This window comes from Pseudomonas sp. F007, from assembly GCF_057814275.1.
In genome coordinates, this window is record NZ_JBVATA010000007.1 from 219829 (window position 1) to 233212 (window position 13384).

The window sequence follows — 13384 nt, forward strand, 5'->3', positions numbered from 1 at the left end:
CTGGAGAGTAGGACATCGCATGTATAATGCCGCCCGTCTCCAGGACGCGTGGCGAAACTTCGCAACACAATCAGCTTGAAACTTGACCCAGCTCTCTGGAACAGGCCGTCAATGCCACTATGCTGCATCACTTTAACGGCCGATCCACTGCCGACTTGAACCGTAAAGGCCCGCGATCCCTTGACCATCCCTCTATTAGAAGCCGTTGCGCTCGCCTGTGAGCGAGATTGGCGGATGCTCTTCGAAAACCTCGCTTTGCGCCTGGATCGTGGTGACATGCTGCAGATCAGCGGTCCCAATGGCAGCGGCAAGACCAGTCTGCTGCGCTTGTTGGCCGGCCTGATGCAGCCCACCAGTGGCGAGGTGCTGCTCAATGGCCAGCCTCTCAATAGCCAACGCCCGGAACTGGCCCACAACCTGTTGTGGATTGGCCACGCTGCCGGGATCAAGGACTTGCTCACCCCGGAAGAAAATCTCAGTTGGCTGTGCGCCCTGCACCAGCCGGCCAGCCGCGACGCGATCTGGGCGGCGCTGGCGGCGGTCGGCCTGCGTGGTTTCGAGGATGTGCCCTGCCACACCCTGTCCGCCGGTCAGCAACGGCGCGTGGCGTTGGCCCGGCTGTACCTGGACAGCCCGGCGCTGTGGATTCTCGATGAGCCCTTCACCGCGTTGGACAAGCAAGGCGTCGCTCAGTTGGAAGCGCACCTGGCCAATCATTGCGAGCAGGGCGGCATGGTGGTCCTGACCACGCACCACAGCCTGACCCGGATGCCGTCCGGATACCGTGAACTGGATCTTGGACGGTGGGCCGCATGAGTGTGTTTGCGTTGTTGGTGGCCCGTGAAGCGCGCTTGCTGTGTCGGCGACCGGCCGAGCTGGCCAACCCCCTGGTATTTTTCGCAATTGTTGTCGCATTGTTTCCATTGGCCGTGGGACCTGAGACTCAATTGTTGCAAACCTTGTCTCCGGGCCTGGTCTGGGTAGCCGCCCTTTTATCGGTTTTGCTCTCGCTGGACGGGCTCTTTCGCAGTGATTTCGAGGACGGATCCCTTGAACAGTGGGTCCTTTCGTCGCACCCCCTGGCCCTTCTGGTTTTGGCCAAGGTACTGGCACACTGGGCGTTTTCCGGCCTGGCATTGGTATTGCTGGCGCCGTTGCTGGCATTGATGCTCGGTTTGCCCACCGCCTGTCTGCCGGTTTTGCTCTTGTCGCTGCTGCTGGGTACACCGGTACTGAGCTTGCTCGGTGCGGTCGGCGCGGCGTTGACGGTGGGTTTGAAGCGTGGTGGCTTGCTGCTGGCGCTGTTGATCCTGCCGCTGTATATCCCGGTGCTGATCCTCGGCAGTGGCGCCTTGCAGGCCGCCCTCCAGGGCATGCCGGCGACCGGGTACCTGTTGTGGCTGGGTAGCCTGACGGCCCTGGCCGTGACCCTGACACCCTTTGCAATAGCTGCTGGCCTGAAGATCAGCGTCGGCGAATAATAATGAGGTCTGGTCAAAATTTGACCACTTTTCCCAAGAAAGCAGACCCTGACTTTTCGTGACAACGAAAAGCAACCGTGATGGAAACAGCAATGAACTGGACCTGGTTTCACAAGCTCGGCTCACCCAAGTGGTTCTACGGCATCAGCGGCAAAATGCTGCCCTGGCTGAGTATCGCGGCGCTGCTGCTGATCGGCATTGGCGTGGTCTGGGGCCTGGCGTTCGCGCCGCCGGATTACCAGCAGGGCAACAGCTTCCGGATTATCTACATCCACGTGCCCGCCGCGATGCTCGCGCAGTCGGTGTACGTGATGCTGGCGGTCTGCGGCATCGTCGGCCTGGTGTGGAAGATGAAGCTGGCCGACGTCGCCCTGCAGAGTGCCGCGCCGATCGGTGCCTGGATGACCGCCGTGGCGCTGGTTACCGGCGCCATCTGGGGCAAGCCGACCTGGGGCTCGTGGTGGGTCTGGGATGCGCGACTAACGTCGATGCTGATCCTGCTGTTCCTGTACTTCGGTCTCATTGCGCTGGGCAATGCCATCAGCAATCGTGACAGCGCGGCCAAGGCCTGCGCGGTGCTGGCGATTGTCGGGGTGATCAACATTCCGATCATCAAGTATTCGGTGGAGTGGTGGAACACCCTGCACCAGGGCGCCACCTTCACCCTCACCGAGAAGCCGGCGATGCCGGTGGAGATGTGGCTGCCGCTGCTGCTGACGGTGCTGGGCTTCTACTGTTTCTTCGGCGCCGTGCTGTTGCTGCGCATGCGCCTCGAAGTGCTCAAGCGCGAAGCCCGGGCCAGTTGGGTCAAGGCCGAAGTGCAAGGCAGCCTGGAGGCCGTACGATGAGTTTTGCTTCATTCGGCGATTTCCTCGCCATGGGCCACCATGGCCTCTATGTCTGGTCGGCCTATGGCATCTGCCTGGCGGTACTGGTTCTTAACGTCGCCATGCCGATCCTGGCCCGCAAGCGTTATCTGCAACAAGAGGCGCGCCGTCTGCGCCGGGAGAACAGCAAGTGAATCCGCTGCGTAAAAAACGTCTGATCATCATCCTCGCCATCCTGGTCGGTGTCGGCGCTGCCGTCGGCCTGGCCTTGAGCGCCCTGCAGCAAAACATCAACCTGTTCTACACACCGACCCAGATTGCCAATGGCGAAGCCCCGCAAGACACGCGCATTCGTGCCGGTGGCATGGTCGAGGCGGGTTCCTTGCAACGTTCCTCAGACTCGCTGGACGTCAAATTCGTGGTCACTGATTTCAACAAGTCGGTGACCATCACCTATCGCGGCATCCTCCCGGACCTGTTCCGCGAAGGACAGGGCATCGTTGCGCTGGGCAAGTTGAACGCTGATGGCGTGGTGGTGGCTGACGAAGTGCTGGCCAAGCACGACGAGAAGTACATGCCGCCGGAAGTGACCAAGGCCCTCAAGGACAGCGGTCAATCCGCTCCCACACCCGCGAAGGAGGGTTGATCGATGAATGCCGGTCTGTTTATTCCCGAGTTGGGTCATCTGGCGATGATCCTCGCGCTGTGCTTTGCCGTGGTCCAGGCGATCGTACCGCTGCTGGGCGCCTGGCGCGGTGACCGCCAGTGGATGAGCCTGGCCCAGCCGGCTGCCTGGGGACAGTTCGCCTTCCTCGCGTTTGCCTTCGGCTGCCTGACCTATGCGTTCATGGTCGACGACTTCTCGGTGGCCTATGTCGCCAACAACTCCAACAGCGCCTTGCCCTGGTACTACAAGTTCAGCGCGGTGTGGGGCGCCCACGAAGGCTCGCTGCTGCTCTGGGCGTTCATTCTCGGTGGCTGGACCTTCGCCGTGTCGGTGTTCTCCCGGCAGTTGCCGCAGGTCATGCTGGCCCGCGTGCTGGCGGTGATGGGCATGATCAGCACTGGCTTCCTACTGTTTTTGATCGTCACCTCGAACCCGTTCACGCGGATCCTGCCGCAGATGCCCACCGATGGCGCCGACCTCAACCCGTTGCTGCAAGACATCGGCCTGATCGTTCACCCACCGATGCTGTACATGGGCTACGTCGGTTTCTCGGTGGCCTTCGCCTTCGCCATTGCCGCGCTGATGGGCGGTCGCCTGGATGCGGCCTGGGCGCGCTGGTCGCGGCCATGGACCATCGTTGCCTGGGCGTTCCTCGGTATCGGTATCACCCTCGGCTCCTGGTGGGCCTACTACGAACTCGGCTGGGGCGGCTGGTGGTTCTGGGACCCGGTGGAAAACGCCTCGTTCATGCCATGGCTCGTCGGTACGGCTTTGATTCACTCGCTGGCGGTGACGGAAAAACGCGGCGTGTTCAAAAGCTGGACCGTGCTGCTGGCGATCGCCGCCTTCTCGCTGAGCCTGCTGGGCACCTTCCTGGTTCGTTCCGGCGTGCTCACGTCGGTTCACGCCTTCGCCTCGGACCCCGAGCGCGGCGTGTTCATCCTGATCTTCCTGCTGTTCGTGGTCGGTGGTTCGCTGACCCTGTTCGCCCTGCGCGCACCGGTGGTCAAGAGCCAGGTCGGGTTCAACCTGTGGTCGCGGGAAACCCTGTTGCTGGGTAACAACCTGGTGCTGGTGGTGGCGGCCTCGATGATCCTGCTCGGCACCCTGTACCCGCTGGTGCTCGATGCCCTGACTGGCGCCAAGCTGTCGGTTGGCCCGCCGTATTTCAACGCGTTGTTCATTCCGTTGATGGCCTTGCTGATGGTGGTGATGGCGGTCGGCGTGGTGGTGCGCTGGAAAGACACCCCGGTGAAATGGCTGGTCGGCATGCTGACCCCGGTATTGCTCGGTAGCGTGGCCCTGGCCGTCATCGGCGGGATCGCCTACGGCGACTTCAACTGGGCCGTATTGGCGACTTTCCTGCTCGCCGCCTGGGTGTTGCTGGCCGGCATTCGCGACATCTTCGACAAGACCCGCCACAAGGGCCTGATCAAGGGCTTGCCAACACTGACTCGCAGCTACTGGGGCATGCAGATCGCCCACCTGGGCATCGCCGTGTGTGCCCTCGGTGTGGTGCTGTCGAGCCAGAACAGCGCCGAGCGCGACCTGCGCCTGGAGCCGGGCGAGTCGATGGAACTGGCCGGCTACCACTTCATTTTCGAAGGCGCCAAGCATTTCGAAGGGCCGAACTTCACCTCCGACAAGGGCACGGTGCGCGTGGTCCGCGACGGCAAGCAAGTCAGCGTGCTGCACCCGGAAAAACGCCTGTACACCGTGCAGAACTCGGTGATGACCGAAGCCGGGATCGACGCGGGTCTCACCCGTGATATCTACGTGGCCCTCGGCGAACCACTGGGCGAAGGCGCCTGGGCGGTGCGCGTGCACGTCAAGCCGTTCGTGCGCTGGATCTGGCTCGGCGGCCTGCTGACAGGCGCAGGCGGTTTGCTGGCGGCGCTGGATCGGCGTTATCGGGTCAAGGTGAAAGCCCGTGTGCGTGAGGCACTGGGTATGTCTGGAGCGACTGCATGAGACGTTGGTTGATGGTTCTGCCGCTGGCGCTGTTCCTGCTGGTGGCGGTGTTTCTGTACCGTGGCTTGTTTCTCAACCCGGCCGAATTGCCCTCGGCGATGATCGGCAAGCCGTTCCCCGAGTTCAGCCTGCCCAACGTGCAGGGCGACAAGACCCTGACCCGCGCCGATCTGCTGGGCAAGCCGGCGCTGGTCAACGTCTGGGGCACCTGGTGCATTTCCTGCCGGGTCGAGCACCCGGTGCTGAACAAGCTGGCCGAGCAGGGCGTGGTGATCTACGGCGTCAACTACAAGGACGTCAATGCCGACGCCTTGAAATGGCTGGCCGAGTTCCACAATCCCTATCTGCTGGACATCCGCGACGACGAAGGCACCCTGGGTCTCAACCTCGGGGTCTACGGCGCGCCGGAGACCTTCTTCATCGACGCCAAGGGCATCATCCGCGACAAGTACGTCGGCGTGATCGACCCGGTGGTCTGGCGTGAACAACTGGCGTCCAAGTACCAGGCGCTGGTGGATGAGGCCAAGCCATGAAGCGCTGGATTGCTGCGGCCATCCTCGGCCTGAGTATCGCCGGCGTGGCTCACGCCGCCATCGACACCTACGAGTTCGCCAAAGAGGGCGATCGCGAGCGCTTTCGCGAGCTGACCAAAGAGCTGCGTTGCCCCAAGTGCCAGAATCAGGACATTGCCGACTCCAACGCACCGATCGCCGCTGACCTGCGCAAAGAGATTTTCCGCATGCTCGGCGAGGGCAAGGACAATCAGCAGATCATCGACTTCATGGTCGATCGCTACGGTGATTTCGTGCGTTACAAACCGGCCCTGACCGGCAAGACCGCGGTGCTCTGGTTCGCCCCCGCCGGGCTGTTGCTCGGTGGCCTGGTGGTGATTGCCCTGATCGTCCGCCGTCGCCGCGCCGAGCGCGCTGCTGGCCCGGACACGCTTTCTGCCGAGGAGCGCGAGCGCCTCGACCAACTGTTGGATAAAAACCAAGAATGATTGATTTCTGGCTCGCTGCAGGTCTGCTTCTACTGGTTGCCCTGAGTTTTCTGTTGATCCCGGTGTTGCGCGGCCGTCGTGCCCAGCGTGAAGAGGATCGGACCGCGCTGAACGTGGCGCTTTACCAGGAGCGTGTCGCCGAGTTGCAAGGGCAACAGGCCGAAGGCGTGCTCGATGCCACGCAGATGGCCGCCGGCCGCGACGAGGCTGCCCGCGAATTGCTGGCCGATACCGAAGGTGCCGACAACGCCCGGGTCTCGCGCCTGGGCAAGCCGCTGCCGTTGCTCGCGGCGCTGCTGGTGCCGGTGCTGGGCCTGGGGCTGTACATGCATTTTGGTGCCAGCGACAAGGTCGGCCTGACCCGCGAATTTGCCCAGGCACCGCAGTCGATGGAAGAAATGACTCGTCGCCTGGAACGTGCCGTCGCCGCACAACCGGATTCCGCCGAGGGCCTGTACTTCCTCGGCCGTACCTACATGGCCCAGGATCGTCCGGCTGATGCGGCGAAACTGTTCGAGCGCACCGTGGCCGTCGCCGGTCGCGAGCCCGAGCTGCTGGGGCAATGGGCCCAGGCCCAGTACTTTGCCGACAATAAAAAATGGTCGGACAAGGTCCAGGCGCTGACCGACGAAGCCCTCAAGGCCGATCCGAAAGAAGTCACCAGCCTCGGCCTGCTGGGCATCGCCGCCTTTGAAAGCGAGCGCTACCAGGACGCCATCGACTACTGGAATCGCCTGCTGGCGCAATTGCCGCCTGAAGACAATTCGCGCAGTGCATTGGAAGGCGGGATCCAGCGCGCCACCGAGAAACTCCAGGCCAGCGGCGGCACCGTCGCCAAGGCACCGGCAGCGGTAACCAAGGCTGCGGCAATGCTCAAGGTCTCGGTGGACCTGTCGGCCGAGGTCAAGGCCAAGGTCCAGCCGGGTGACAGCGTGTTCATCTTCGCCCGTGCGACTTCTGGCCCACCGGCACCGCTGGCGGCCAAGCGCCTGACCGTTGCCGATCTGCCGGTGACGGTCGAGTTGGGCGATGCGGACGCAATGATGCCGCAATTGAAACTGTCGAACTTCCCTGAAGTCCAACTGGTTGCACGGGTATCCCGCGCTGGCCAACCGACTGCCGGCGAATGGGTCGGGCGCAGCCAGCCACTGGCCAGCAGCACCACCGCGCCGCAGCAATTGACCATCGACACTCCGGATAAATAACCAGGAAAACCGCTATGACCGCCATCGCCCGTATCACCCTGCTCAGTCTGGTCCTGGGGTTAAGCGCATGTGCGGTCCAACGGCCGAGCCCGGACACCGGGCCGGCACCGCCGATTCCCGAACCGCGTCCCACCATCAAGCCCGGCCCGTCCACCCCGCCAGGCAAACCGGTGATCCCCAACGCCCCGGCCAAGCCGCAGCCCCGCACCTCCGCCAGCTTCGCCCCGCCGCCGGGTGGCAACAGCCATTGGGATGCCAGGCTTGGGGTCTACGTACTCGACGACCAGAGCAACGTGTTCTATCGCCAGCGCACCTACTACCGCTGGGACAACGGCTGGAGCCGCAGCATCAGCCCCAGGGGGCCGTGGGAAGACACCGATATCCACGGCGTGCCTTCGGGGTTGGGCCGGCAGTTCGGGGAATAAAAAAAGGCGACCTTTACAGGTCGCCTTTTTCATTGCTGCTTCAGCGCTTACTGACCGCTGTAGATCTGGTCGAAAACCCCGCCATCGTTGAAGTGGGTTTTCTGCACGGTGCGCCAGTCACCGAAGGTTTTTTCCACCGACAGGAAGTCGACTTTCGGGAAGCGGTCGGTGTATTTCGCCAGTACCGCTGGATCGCGTGGACGCAGGTAGTTGGCGGCAGCGATTTCCTGGCCTTCTGACGACCACAGGTACTTCAGGTATTCCTCGGCAACGGCGCGGGTGCCTTTCTTGTCGACGACTTTGTCGACCACGGTCACCGGCGGCTCGGCTTCGGCGGAGACGCTTGGGTAGATCACTTCGAACTGGTCGCGACCGAATTCACGGGCGATCATTTCCGCCTCGTTCTCGAAGGTCACCAGCACGTCGCCGATCTGGTTGGTCATGAAGGTGGTGGTGGCGGCACGGCCACCGGTGTCGAGTACCGGCGCCTGCTTGAACAGCTTGCCGACGAAGTCCTTGGCCTTGTTCTCGTCGCCACCGTTTTTCAGCACGTAGCCCCATGCCGACAGGTAGGTGTAGCGGCCGTTACCGGAAGTCTTCGGGTTGGGCACGATCACCTGTACGCCGTCCTTGAGCAGGTCCGGCCAGTCTTTCAGGGCTTTCGGGTTGCCTTTGCGGACGATGAACACGGTGGCCGAAGTGAACGGCGCGCTGTTGTTCGGCAGGCGGGTGACCCAGTTGTCCGGCACCAGCTTGCCGTTGTCGGCGAGGGCGTTGATGTCGGTGGCCATGTTCATGGTAATCACGTCAGCCGGCAGGCCGTCGATGACCGAACGCGCTTGCTTGCTGGAACCACCGAAGGACATCTGCAGGGTGATGTTTTCCTTGTGCTCGGCTTGCCAGTGTTTCTGGAAGGCGGCGTTGTAGTCCTTGTAGAAGTCGCGCATCACGTCGTAGGACACGTTCAGCAGGGTGGGTGCGGCTTGCGCCACGCTGGCGAGGGTCAGGCCAGCGGCCAGAAGTGAGGCGGCGAAGATTTTTTTCACTGCACATTCCTTTTGTTCGAGAGAGTGAAGGCAATTTGCCGTCGACTATAGCCGGGGCTGCATAGCTCTTTAAAGATTAAAAAGTGCTTTGCTTATTCGATTTTCTTGAATAACAGATTGCCGCAACGTGAGCAGTAGGCGGCGCCATGCTCGTGGTTGTTTTTGCTGCACACCGGGCAGTCGTGCTGGAGCTTTTCGCCGCGCATGGCGTTGGCCAGTTCGGCAGTGAAAATCCCGGTGGGCACGGCGATGATCGAGTAACCGGTGATCATCACCATCGACGAAATGATCTGCCCGAGTACGGTCTTGGGCACGATGTCGCCATAGCCGACGGTGGTCAGGGTGACGATGGCCCAGTAGATGCCCTTGGGAATGCTGGTGAAACCATGTTGCGGGCCTTCGACCACGTACATCAGGGTGCCGAACACCGTCACCAGGGTGCAGACGCTGAGCAGGAACACCAGGATCTTCTGCTTGCTGCCGCGCAGGGCGTCCAGCAGGTAGTGGGCCTGCTTGAGGTAGGGGCCGAGCTTGAGCACGCGGAAGATCCGCAGCATGCGGATCACCCGGATGATCAGCAGGTACTGGGCATCGGCGTAATACAGGGCAAGGATTCCCGGGACGATCGCCAGCAGGTCCACCAGGCCATAGAAACTGAAGGCGTAGCGCAGGGGCTTGGGCGAGCAGTACAGGCGCAGGATGTATTCGCCGAGGAAGATCACCGTGAAACCCCACTCGATGTAGGTGAGCAGGGTGACGTAGTTCTGATGCACCTCATCGATGCTGTCGAGAATTACCACCACCAGGCTGGCCAGGATGATCAGCAACAGGATGCTGTCAAAGCGCCGGCCGGCCACGGTATCGGTCTGGAAAATCGTCACGTAGAGGCGATTGCGCCACGTGTCCTTGCTGTCCATTTGCACTGCCTTGAGCGTAAATCAGCGCAGCCTAGGGTGATTCTCCGGGGTTTGGCAAGGAGCACGCTCATCACGATTGCGGCGCAGTGGGCGGATACCGATGCGCAGCAGCCAGCAGGCGAGGATGAAGGGCGCGGTCAGGGTCGCCAGGCCCGCCGCGGCGAACAGCGGCGTAAGCAGGATCGCCAGACCGATACCCAGCAGCGGTAGCCAGGGTCGCTGGCGTTGCTGGCTGAGGGCAAGGGCCGCCAGGGCCGAATTGTAGCCATGCTGGCCGAGCAGGGCGGCAGGTGCGTCGTGTAGCCAGAGCGCGCAAAGCAAGCCGACGGCAGATCCAAGCAGGGCCCAGCCGGCGGCACGCTGATCGGCCAGCAGCAGGCCGGCGGCGATCAGGATCCCGGCCAGCGGCGCGTCGAGGAACACCGCCTGGCCCAGGCCTTTGAATACGCCGGCCACAAGGTTCAGGGTCGACAGTTCGAGTATCGGCGCAGGCACGGTCTCGCTTGGCGCGGCGAAGCTCAGCAGCAGCCAGCCAAGCAGCACGAAGGGCGCGGTGTAGGCCGGCAGGAAACGCTGTTCGCGGGTGCGCTTGAGCCATTGCTCGGTGAGCATCGCGCTGAGGCCGCCGCTGGCCAGGATCAGCGGCGCGAGCAGCGCCGACCAACTGAAGTGCAGGCTCAGCAACAGGCCGATCAACACACCGTTGTAGCTGTACAGCCCAGCCTGGCGATCGGCCTTGGCGTAGCCACGCCGTTGCGCGGTCAGCAGGCCGGCGACGCCGCCCAGCAGCGCGCCGCCGAGCAGGCTCGGCGCGGTGAACAGGATGGCCAGCAGGCAGAGCAGGCCGCACAACGGGTTGCGTTGCAGGAATATCTGGCTGAAGCCGTTGAGCAGGGCTTCGGCCCAATCGGGGCAGTGGGTATTGAAATGATGGGCAGGCATGGCAGTTGGGCAAGTAAGGGGGGACCGAGGTGCCTTTTTCGCTGGCAAGCCAGCTCCTACAGGGATCGTGTTTTGTAGGAGCTGGCTTGCCAGCGAACCAGGCCGGCAAATGCGTTCTAGATCAACGTCTCGATACGCAGGGAGTTAGTCGACCCCGGCTGGCCAAAAGGCACGCCGGCGGTGATCAACAGGGTGTCGCCGCGCTGCGCCATGCCTTGTGCCTGGGCAATTTCCAGCGCCGTGGAGCAGACTTCGTCGACCTGGCGCAGGCGATCGTTGACCACCGAGTGCACACCCCAGGCCACACTCAGGCGGCGGGCGGTGGTCAGGTTCGGGGTCAGGTTGAGGATCGGCACCGCCGGACGCTCCCGCGCTGCGCGCAAGCTCGAGGTGCCGGATTCGCTGTAGTTGACCAGCACCGCCACCGGCAGAATGTTGCTGATGCGGCGGATCGCGCAGCTGATGGCGTCCGAGGTGGTGGCTTCGGCTTTCGGCCGGCTGACGTCCAGTTGTGCCTGGTAATCCGGGCCGCCCTCAACCTGGCGGATGATCTTGCTCATCATCTGCACGGCTTCCAGCGGGTATTCACCGGACGCGGTTTCCGCCGACAGCATGACCGCGTCGGTGCCTTCGGCGACGGCGGTGGCGACGTCAGTCACTTCGGCGCGGGTCGGTGCCGGCGAGAAGCGCATCGACTCGAGCATCTGCGTGGCGACCACCACCGGCTTACCGAGCTGGCGGCAGGTGGTGATGATGTCTTTCTGGATCTGCGGCACGCTTTCGGCCGGCACTTCCACACCCAGGTCACCGCGAGCGACCATGATCGCGTCACTGAGCTCGGCGATTTCCCGCAGTTTTTCTACGGCCGACGGCTTCTCGATCTTGGCCATCAGGAAGGCTTTGTCGCCGATCAGCGCGCGGGCTTCGATAATGTCTTCCGGACGTTGCACGAACGACAGGGCGACCCAGTCCACCCCCAGTTCCAGGCCGAAGCTCAGGTCGCGGCGGTCCTTTGCAGTCAGCGGGCTGAGGTCGAGCACCGCTTGTGGCACGTTGACGCCTTTGCGGTCCGACAGTTCGCCGCCATTGAGCACGGTGGTGTCGATGGCGTCGCTGTATTTTCTGACCACCCGCAGGCGCAGCTTGCCGTCATCGAGCAACAGGTCCATGCCCGGCTCCAGCGCGGCAATGATTTCCGGGTGCGGCAGGTTGACCCGGCGCTCATCGCCCGGGGTGGTGTCGAGGTCCAGGCGCAGGGCCTGGCCACGCACCAGTTGCACCTTGCCGTCGGCAAATTTGCCGACCCGCAGTTTCGGGCCTTGCAGGTCCATCAGGATGCCCAGCGGATAATTCAGCTGGCGCTCGACTTCGCGGATCCACTGGTAGCGCTGGGCGTGGTCGGCGTGATCGCCATGGCTGAAGTTCAGGCGAAAGATGTTGACCCCGGCCAGCACCAGTTCACGGATGTCTTCGATGCCATCGGTGGCTGGGCCTAGGGTGGCGAGGATTTTGACCTTTTTGTCAGGCGTCATGTTTAGGAGTCTCGAGGATCAGGATGGCGCGGAAGTCGTTGACGTTGGTGCGGGTCGGCTCGGTGACGATCAGCGCGTCGAGCGCCTCGAAGTAACCGTAGCCATTGTTGTTGTCCAGTTCGTCGCTGGCGCTCAGGCCCAGGGCGGCGGCGCGGGCGTAGCTGTCCGGGGTCATGATGGCGCCGGCGTTGTCTTCGGAGCCGTCGATACCGTCGGTGTCACCGGCCAGGGCGTAGACACCCGGCAGGCCCTTGAGGCTGTCGGTCAGGCTCAGCAGGAACTCGGCGTTGCGGCCGCCACGGCCATTGCCGCGCACGGTCACGGTGGTTTCGCCACCGGAGAGAATCACGCAGGGCGCGGCCAGCGGTTGACCGTGGAGAATCACCTGGCGGGCGATGCCGGCGTGGACCTTCGCCACTTCCCGGGATTCGCCTTCCAGATCGCCGAGGATCAGCGGGCTGAAGCCGGCCTGGCGGCATTTCACCGCGGCGGCTTCGAGGGATTGCTGCGGGCGGGCGATCAGTTGGAAATGGCTGCGGGCCAGGGCCGGATCACCGGGTTTGACGGTTTCCGATTCTGCGCTTTGCAGCCAGCTACGAACGGACGCCGGCACCTCGATGTTGTAGCGCTTGAGGATCGCCAGGGCTTCGGCGCTGGTGCTCGGATCGGCGACGGTCGGGCCGGAGGCGATGACCGTGGCGAGGTCGCCCGGCACATCGGAAATCGCATAGGTATAAACAGTGGCCGGCCAGCAGGCCTTGCCCAGGCGTCCGCCCTTGATCGCCGAGAGATGTTTGCGCACGCAATTCATCTCGCCAATGCTGGCGCCGGACTTGAGCAGGGCTTTGTTGATCGACTGCTTGTCGGCCAGGGTGATGCCTTCGGCAGGCAATGCCAGCAGGGCCGAGCCACCACCAGAAAGCAGGAAGATCACCCGGTCGTCTTCGCTGAGGTTGCTGACCAGTTCGAAGACCCGTTTGGCCACGGCCTGGCCGGCAGCATCCGGCACCGGGTGGGCGGCTTCGACCACTTCGATTTTTTCGCAGGGGGCGCCGTGGCCGTAGCGGGTTACCACCAGGCCAGAGACGTCGCCTTGCCAGCAGCGCTCGACCACCTGGGCCATGGCAGCCGCAGCCTTGCCGGCGCCAATGACGATGACACGGCCGGTGCGATCGGCGGGCAGATGGGCTTCGAGGACCTGTTGCGGATGGGCCGCGTCGATGGCGGTGGCGAACAGGTCGCGCAGAAATTGTTGCGGATCGACCGACATGGCGGGCTCCCGGGAATTCTTGTTATTGGGGTGGCATGGGAACGGTGGTACATGGATCGCTGGCAAGCCAGCTCCTACAGATCGGCGCAGGCCCTTGTAGG

Annotated in this window: 15 protein-coding genes; 10 read left to right on the top strand and 5 right to left on the bottom strand. The window is 63.2% G+C overall.

Annotated features, from left to right (window positions below):
• Window positions 1-234 precede the first annotated feature (234 nt).
• From ccmA to ACZYR5_RS18910, 10 genes are all read left to right on the top strand, one after another.
• Window positions 235-816, top strand: coding sequence for a cytochrome c biogenesis heme-transporting ATPase CcmA (gene ccmA / locus ACZYR5_RS18865; RefSeq protein WP_489091000.1), 582 nt, complete (start codon window positions 235-237; stop codon window positions 814-816).
• Window positions 813-1481 (top strand): heme exporter protein CcmB, encoded by a 669-nt coding sequence (ccmB, locus tag ACZYR5_RS18870; RefSeq protein WP_027621045.1) that lies wholly within the window; start codon window positions 813-815, stop codon window positions 1479-1481. The genes ccmA and ccmB overlap by 4 nt, the downstream gene beginning before the upstream one ends.
• Window positions 1482-1573: 92 nt before the next feature.
• A complete protein-coding gene (locus ACZYR5_RS18875; protein WP_489091001.1) occupies window positions 1574-2329 on the top strand; it encodes a heme ABC transporter permease in 756 nt (251 codons plus the stop codon).
• Window positions 2326-2502, top strand: a complete 177-nt coding sequence (gene ccmD, locus ACZYR5_RS18880) for a heme exporter protein CcmD (RefSeq protein ID WP_027621047.1) — start codon at window positions 2326-2328, stop codon at window positions 2500-2502. Before ACZYR5_RS18875 ends, ccmD begins: the two co-directional genes overlap by 4 nt.
• Complete coding sequence (gene ccmE / locus ACZYR5_RS18885) at window positions 2499-2954, top strand: cytochrome c maturation protein CcmE (protein ID WP_027621048.1); 456 nt, start codon at window positions 2499-2501, stop codon at window positions 2952-2954. The genes ccmD and ccmE overlap by 4 nt, the downstream gene beginning before the upstream one ends.
• Window positions 2955-2957: 3 nt before the next feature.
• Window positions 2958-4946, top strand: coding sequence for a heme lyase CcmF/NrfE family subunit (locus ACZYR5_RS18890; RefSeq protein WP_489091002.1), 1989 nt, complete (start codon window positions 2958-2960; stop codon window positions 4944-4946).
• A complete protein-coding gene (locus ACZYR5_RS18895; RefSeq protein ID WP_027621050.1) occupies window positions 4943-5479 on the top strand; it encodes a DsbE family thiol:disulfide interchange protein in 537 nt (178 codons plus the stop codon). Before ACZYR5_RS18890 ends, ACZYR5_RS18895 begins: the two co-directional genes overlap by 4 nt.
• Entirely contained in the window at window positions 5476-5946 is a 471-nt protein-coding gene (locus ACZYR5_RS18900; RefSeq protein ID WP_489091003.1) for a cytochrome c-type biogenesis protein, read from the top strand. Before ACZYR5_RS18895 ends, ACZYR5_RS18900 begins: the two co-directional genes overlap by 4 nt.
• Window positions 5943-7151 carry a c-type cytochrome biogenesis protein CcmI gene (gene ccmI / locus ACZYR5_RS18905; RefSeq protein WP_489091004.1) on the top strand — a complete coding sequence of 403 codons (1209 nt, stop codon included), beginning with the start codon at window positions 5943-5945 and terminating at the stop codon, window positions 7149-7151. The genes ACZYR5_RS18900 and ccmI overlap by 4 nt, the downstream gene beginning before the upstream one ends.
• A 14-nt stretch (window positions 7152-7165) precedes the next feature.
• Entirely contained in the window at window positions 7166-7576 is a 411-nt protein-coding gene (locus ACZYR5_RS18910; protein WP_489091005.1) for a hypothetical protein, read from the top strand.
• 47 nt (window positions 7577-7623) lie between these two features.
• Here the strand turns inward: ACZYR5_RS18910 and ACZYR5_RS18915 are convergent, their stop codons facing one another.
• The 5 genes from ACZYR5_RS18915 to ACZYR5_RS18935 form a co-directional block, all read right to left on the bottom strand.
• Complete coding sequence (locus ACZYR5_RS18915; RefSeq protein ID WP_489091006.1) at window positions 7624-8622, bottom strand: sulfate ABC transporter substrate-binding protein; 999 nt, start codon at window positions 8620-8622, stop codon at window positions 7624-7626.
• Between the two features lie 92 nt (window positions 8623-8714).
• Window positions 8715-9539 (bottom strand): ion transporter, encoded by an 825-nt coding sequence (locus ACZYR5_RS18920; protein WP_489091007.1) that lies wholly within the window; start codon window positions 9537-9539, stop codon window positions 8715-8717.
• Between the two features lie 21 nt (window positions 9540-9560).
• Entirely contained in the window at window positions 9561-10481 is a 921-nt protein-coding gene (locus ACZYR5_RS18925) for an urea transporter (RefSeq protein WP_489091008.1), read from the bottom strand.
• A 116-nt stretch (window positions 10482-10597) separates the two neighbouring features.
• A complete protein-coding gene (gene pyk, locus ACZYR5_RS18930; RefSeq protein ID WP_489091009.1) occupies window positions 10598-12013 on the bottom strand; it encodes a pyruvate kinase in 1416 nt (471 codons plus the stop codon).
• Window positions 12003-13283 carry a glycerate kinase type-2 family protein gene (locus ACZYR5_RS18935; protein WP_489091010.1) on the bottom strand — a complete coding sequence of 427 codons (1281 nt, stop codon included), beginning with the start codon at window positions 13281-13283 and terminating at the stop codon, window positions 12003-12005. The genes pyk and ACZYR5_RS18935 overlap by 11 nt, the downstream gene beginning before the upstream one ends.
• Between the last annotated feature and the right edge of the window lie 101 nt (window positions 13284-13384).

Bases quoted from the DNA above. Each gene is read 5' to 3' on its own strand.
- ccmA (WP_489091000.1), top strand. From the start codon at position 235: ATGCTCTTCGAAAACCTCGCTTTGCGCCTGGATCGTGGTGACATGCTG.
- ccmB (WP_027621045.1), top strand. From the start codon at position 813: ATGAGTGTGTTTGCGTTGTTGGTGGCCCGTGAAGCGCGCTTGCTGTGT.
- ACZYR5_RS18875 (WP_489091001.1), top strand. From the start codon at position 1,574: ATGAACTGGACCTGGTTTCACAAGCTCGGCTCACCCAAGTGGTTCTAC.
- ccmD (WP_027621047.1), top strand. From the start codon at position 2,326: ATGAGTTTTGCTTCATTCGGCGATTTCCTCGCCATGGGCCACCATGGC.
- ACZYR5_RS18890 (WP_489091002.1), top strand. From the start codon at position 2,958: ATGAATGCCGGTCTGTTTATTCCCGAGTTGGGTCATCTGGCGATGATC.
- ACZYR5_RS18895 (WP_027621050.1), top strand. From the start codon at position 4,943: ATGAGACGTTGGTTGATGGTTCTGCCGCTGGCGCTGTTCCTGCTGGTG.
- ACZYR5_RS18900 (WP_489091003.1), top strand. From the start codon at position 5,476: ATGAAGCGCTGGATTGCTGCGGCCATCCTCGGCCTGAGTATCGCCGGC.
- ccmI (WP_489091004.1), top strand. From the start codon at position 5,943: ATGATTGATTTCTGGCTCGCTGCAGGTCTGCTTCTACTGGTTGCCCTG.
- ACZYR5_RS18910 (WP_489091005.1), top strand. From the start codon at position 7,166: ATGACCGCCATCGCCCGTATCACCCTGCTCAGTCTGGTCCTGGGGTTA.
- ACZYR5_RS18920 (WP_489091007.1), bottom strand. From the start codon at position 9,539: ATGGACAGCAAGGACACGTGGCGCAATCGCCTCTACGTGACGATTTTC.
- ACZYR5_RS18925 (WP_489091008.1), bottom strand. From the start codon at position 10,481: ATGCCTGCCCATCATTTCAATACCCACTGCCCCGATTGGGCCGAAGCC.
- pyk (WP_489091009.1), bottom strand. From the start codon at position 12,013: ATGACGCCTGACAAAAAGGTCAAAATCCTCGCCACCCTAGGCCCAGCC.
- ACZYR5_RS18935 (WP_489091010.1), bottom strand. From the start codon at position 13,283: ATGTCGGTCGATCCGCAACAATTTCTGCGCGACCTGTTCGCCACCGCC.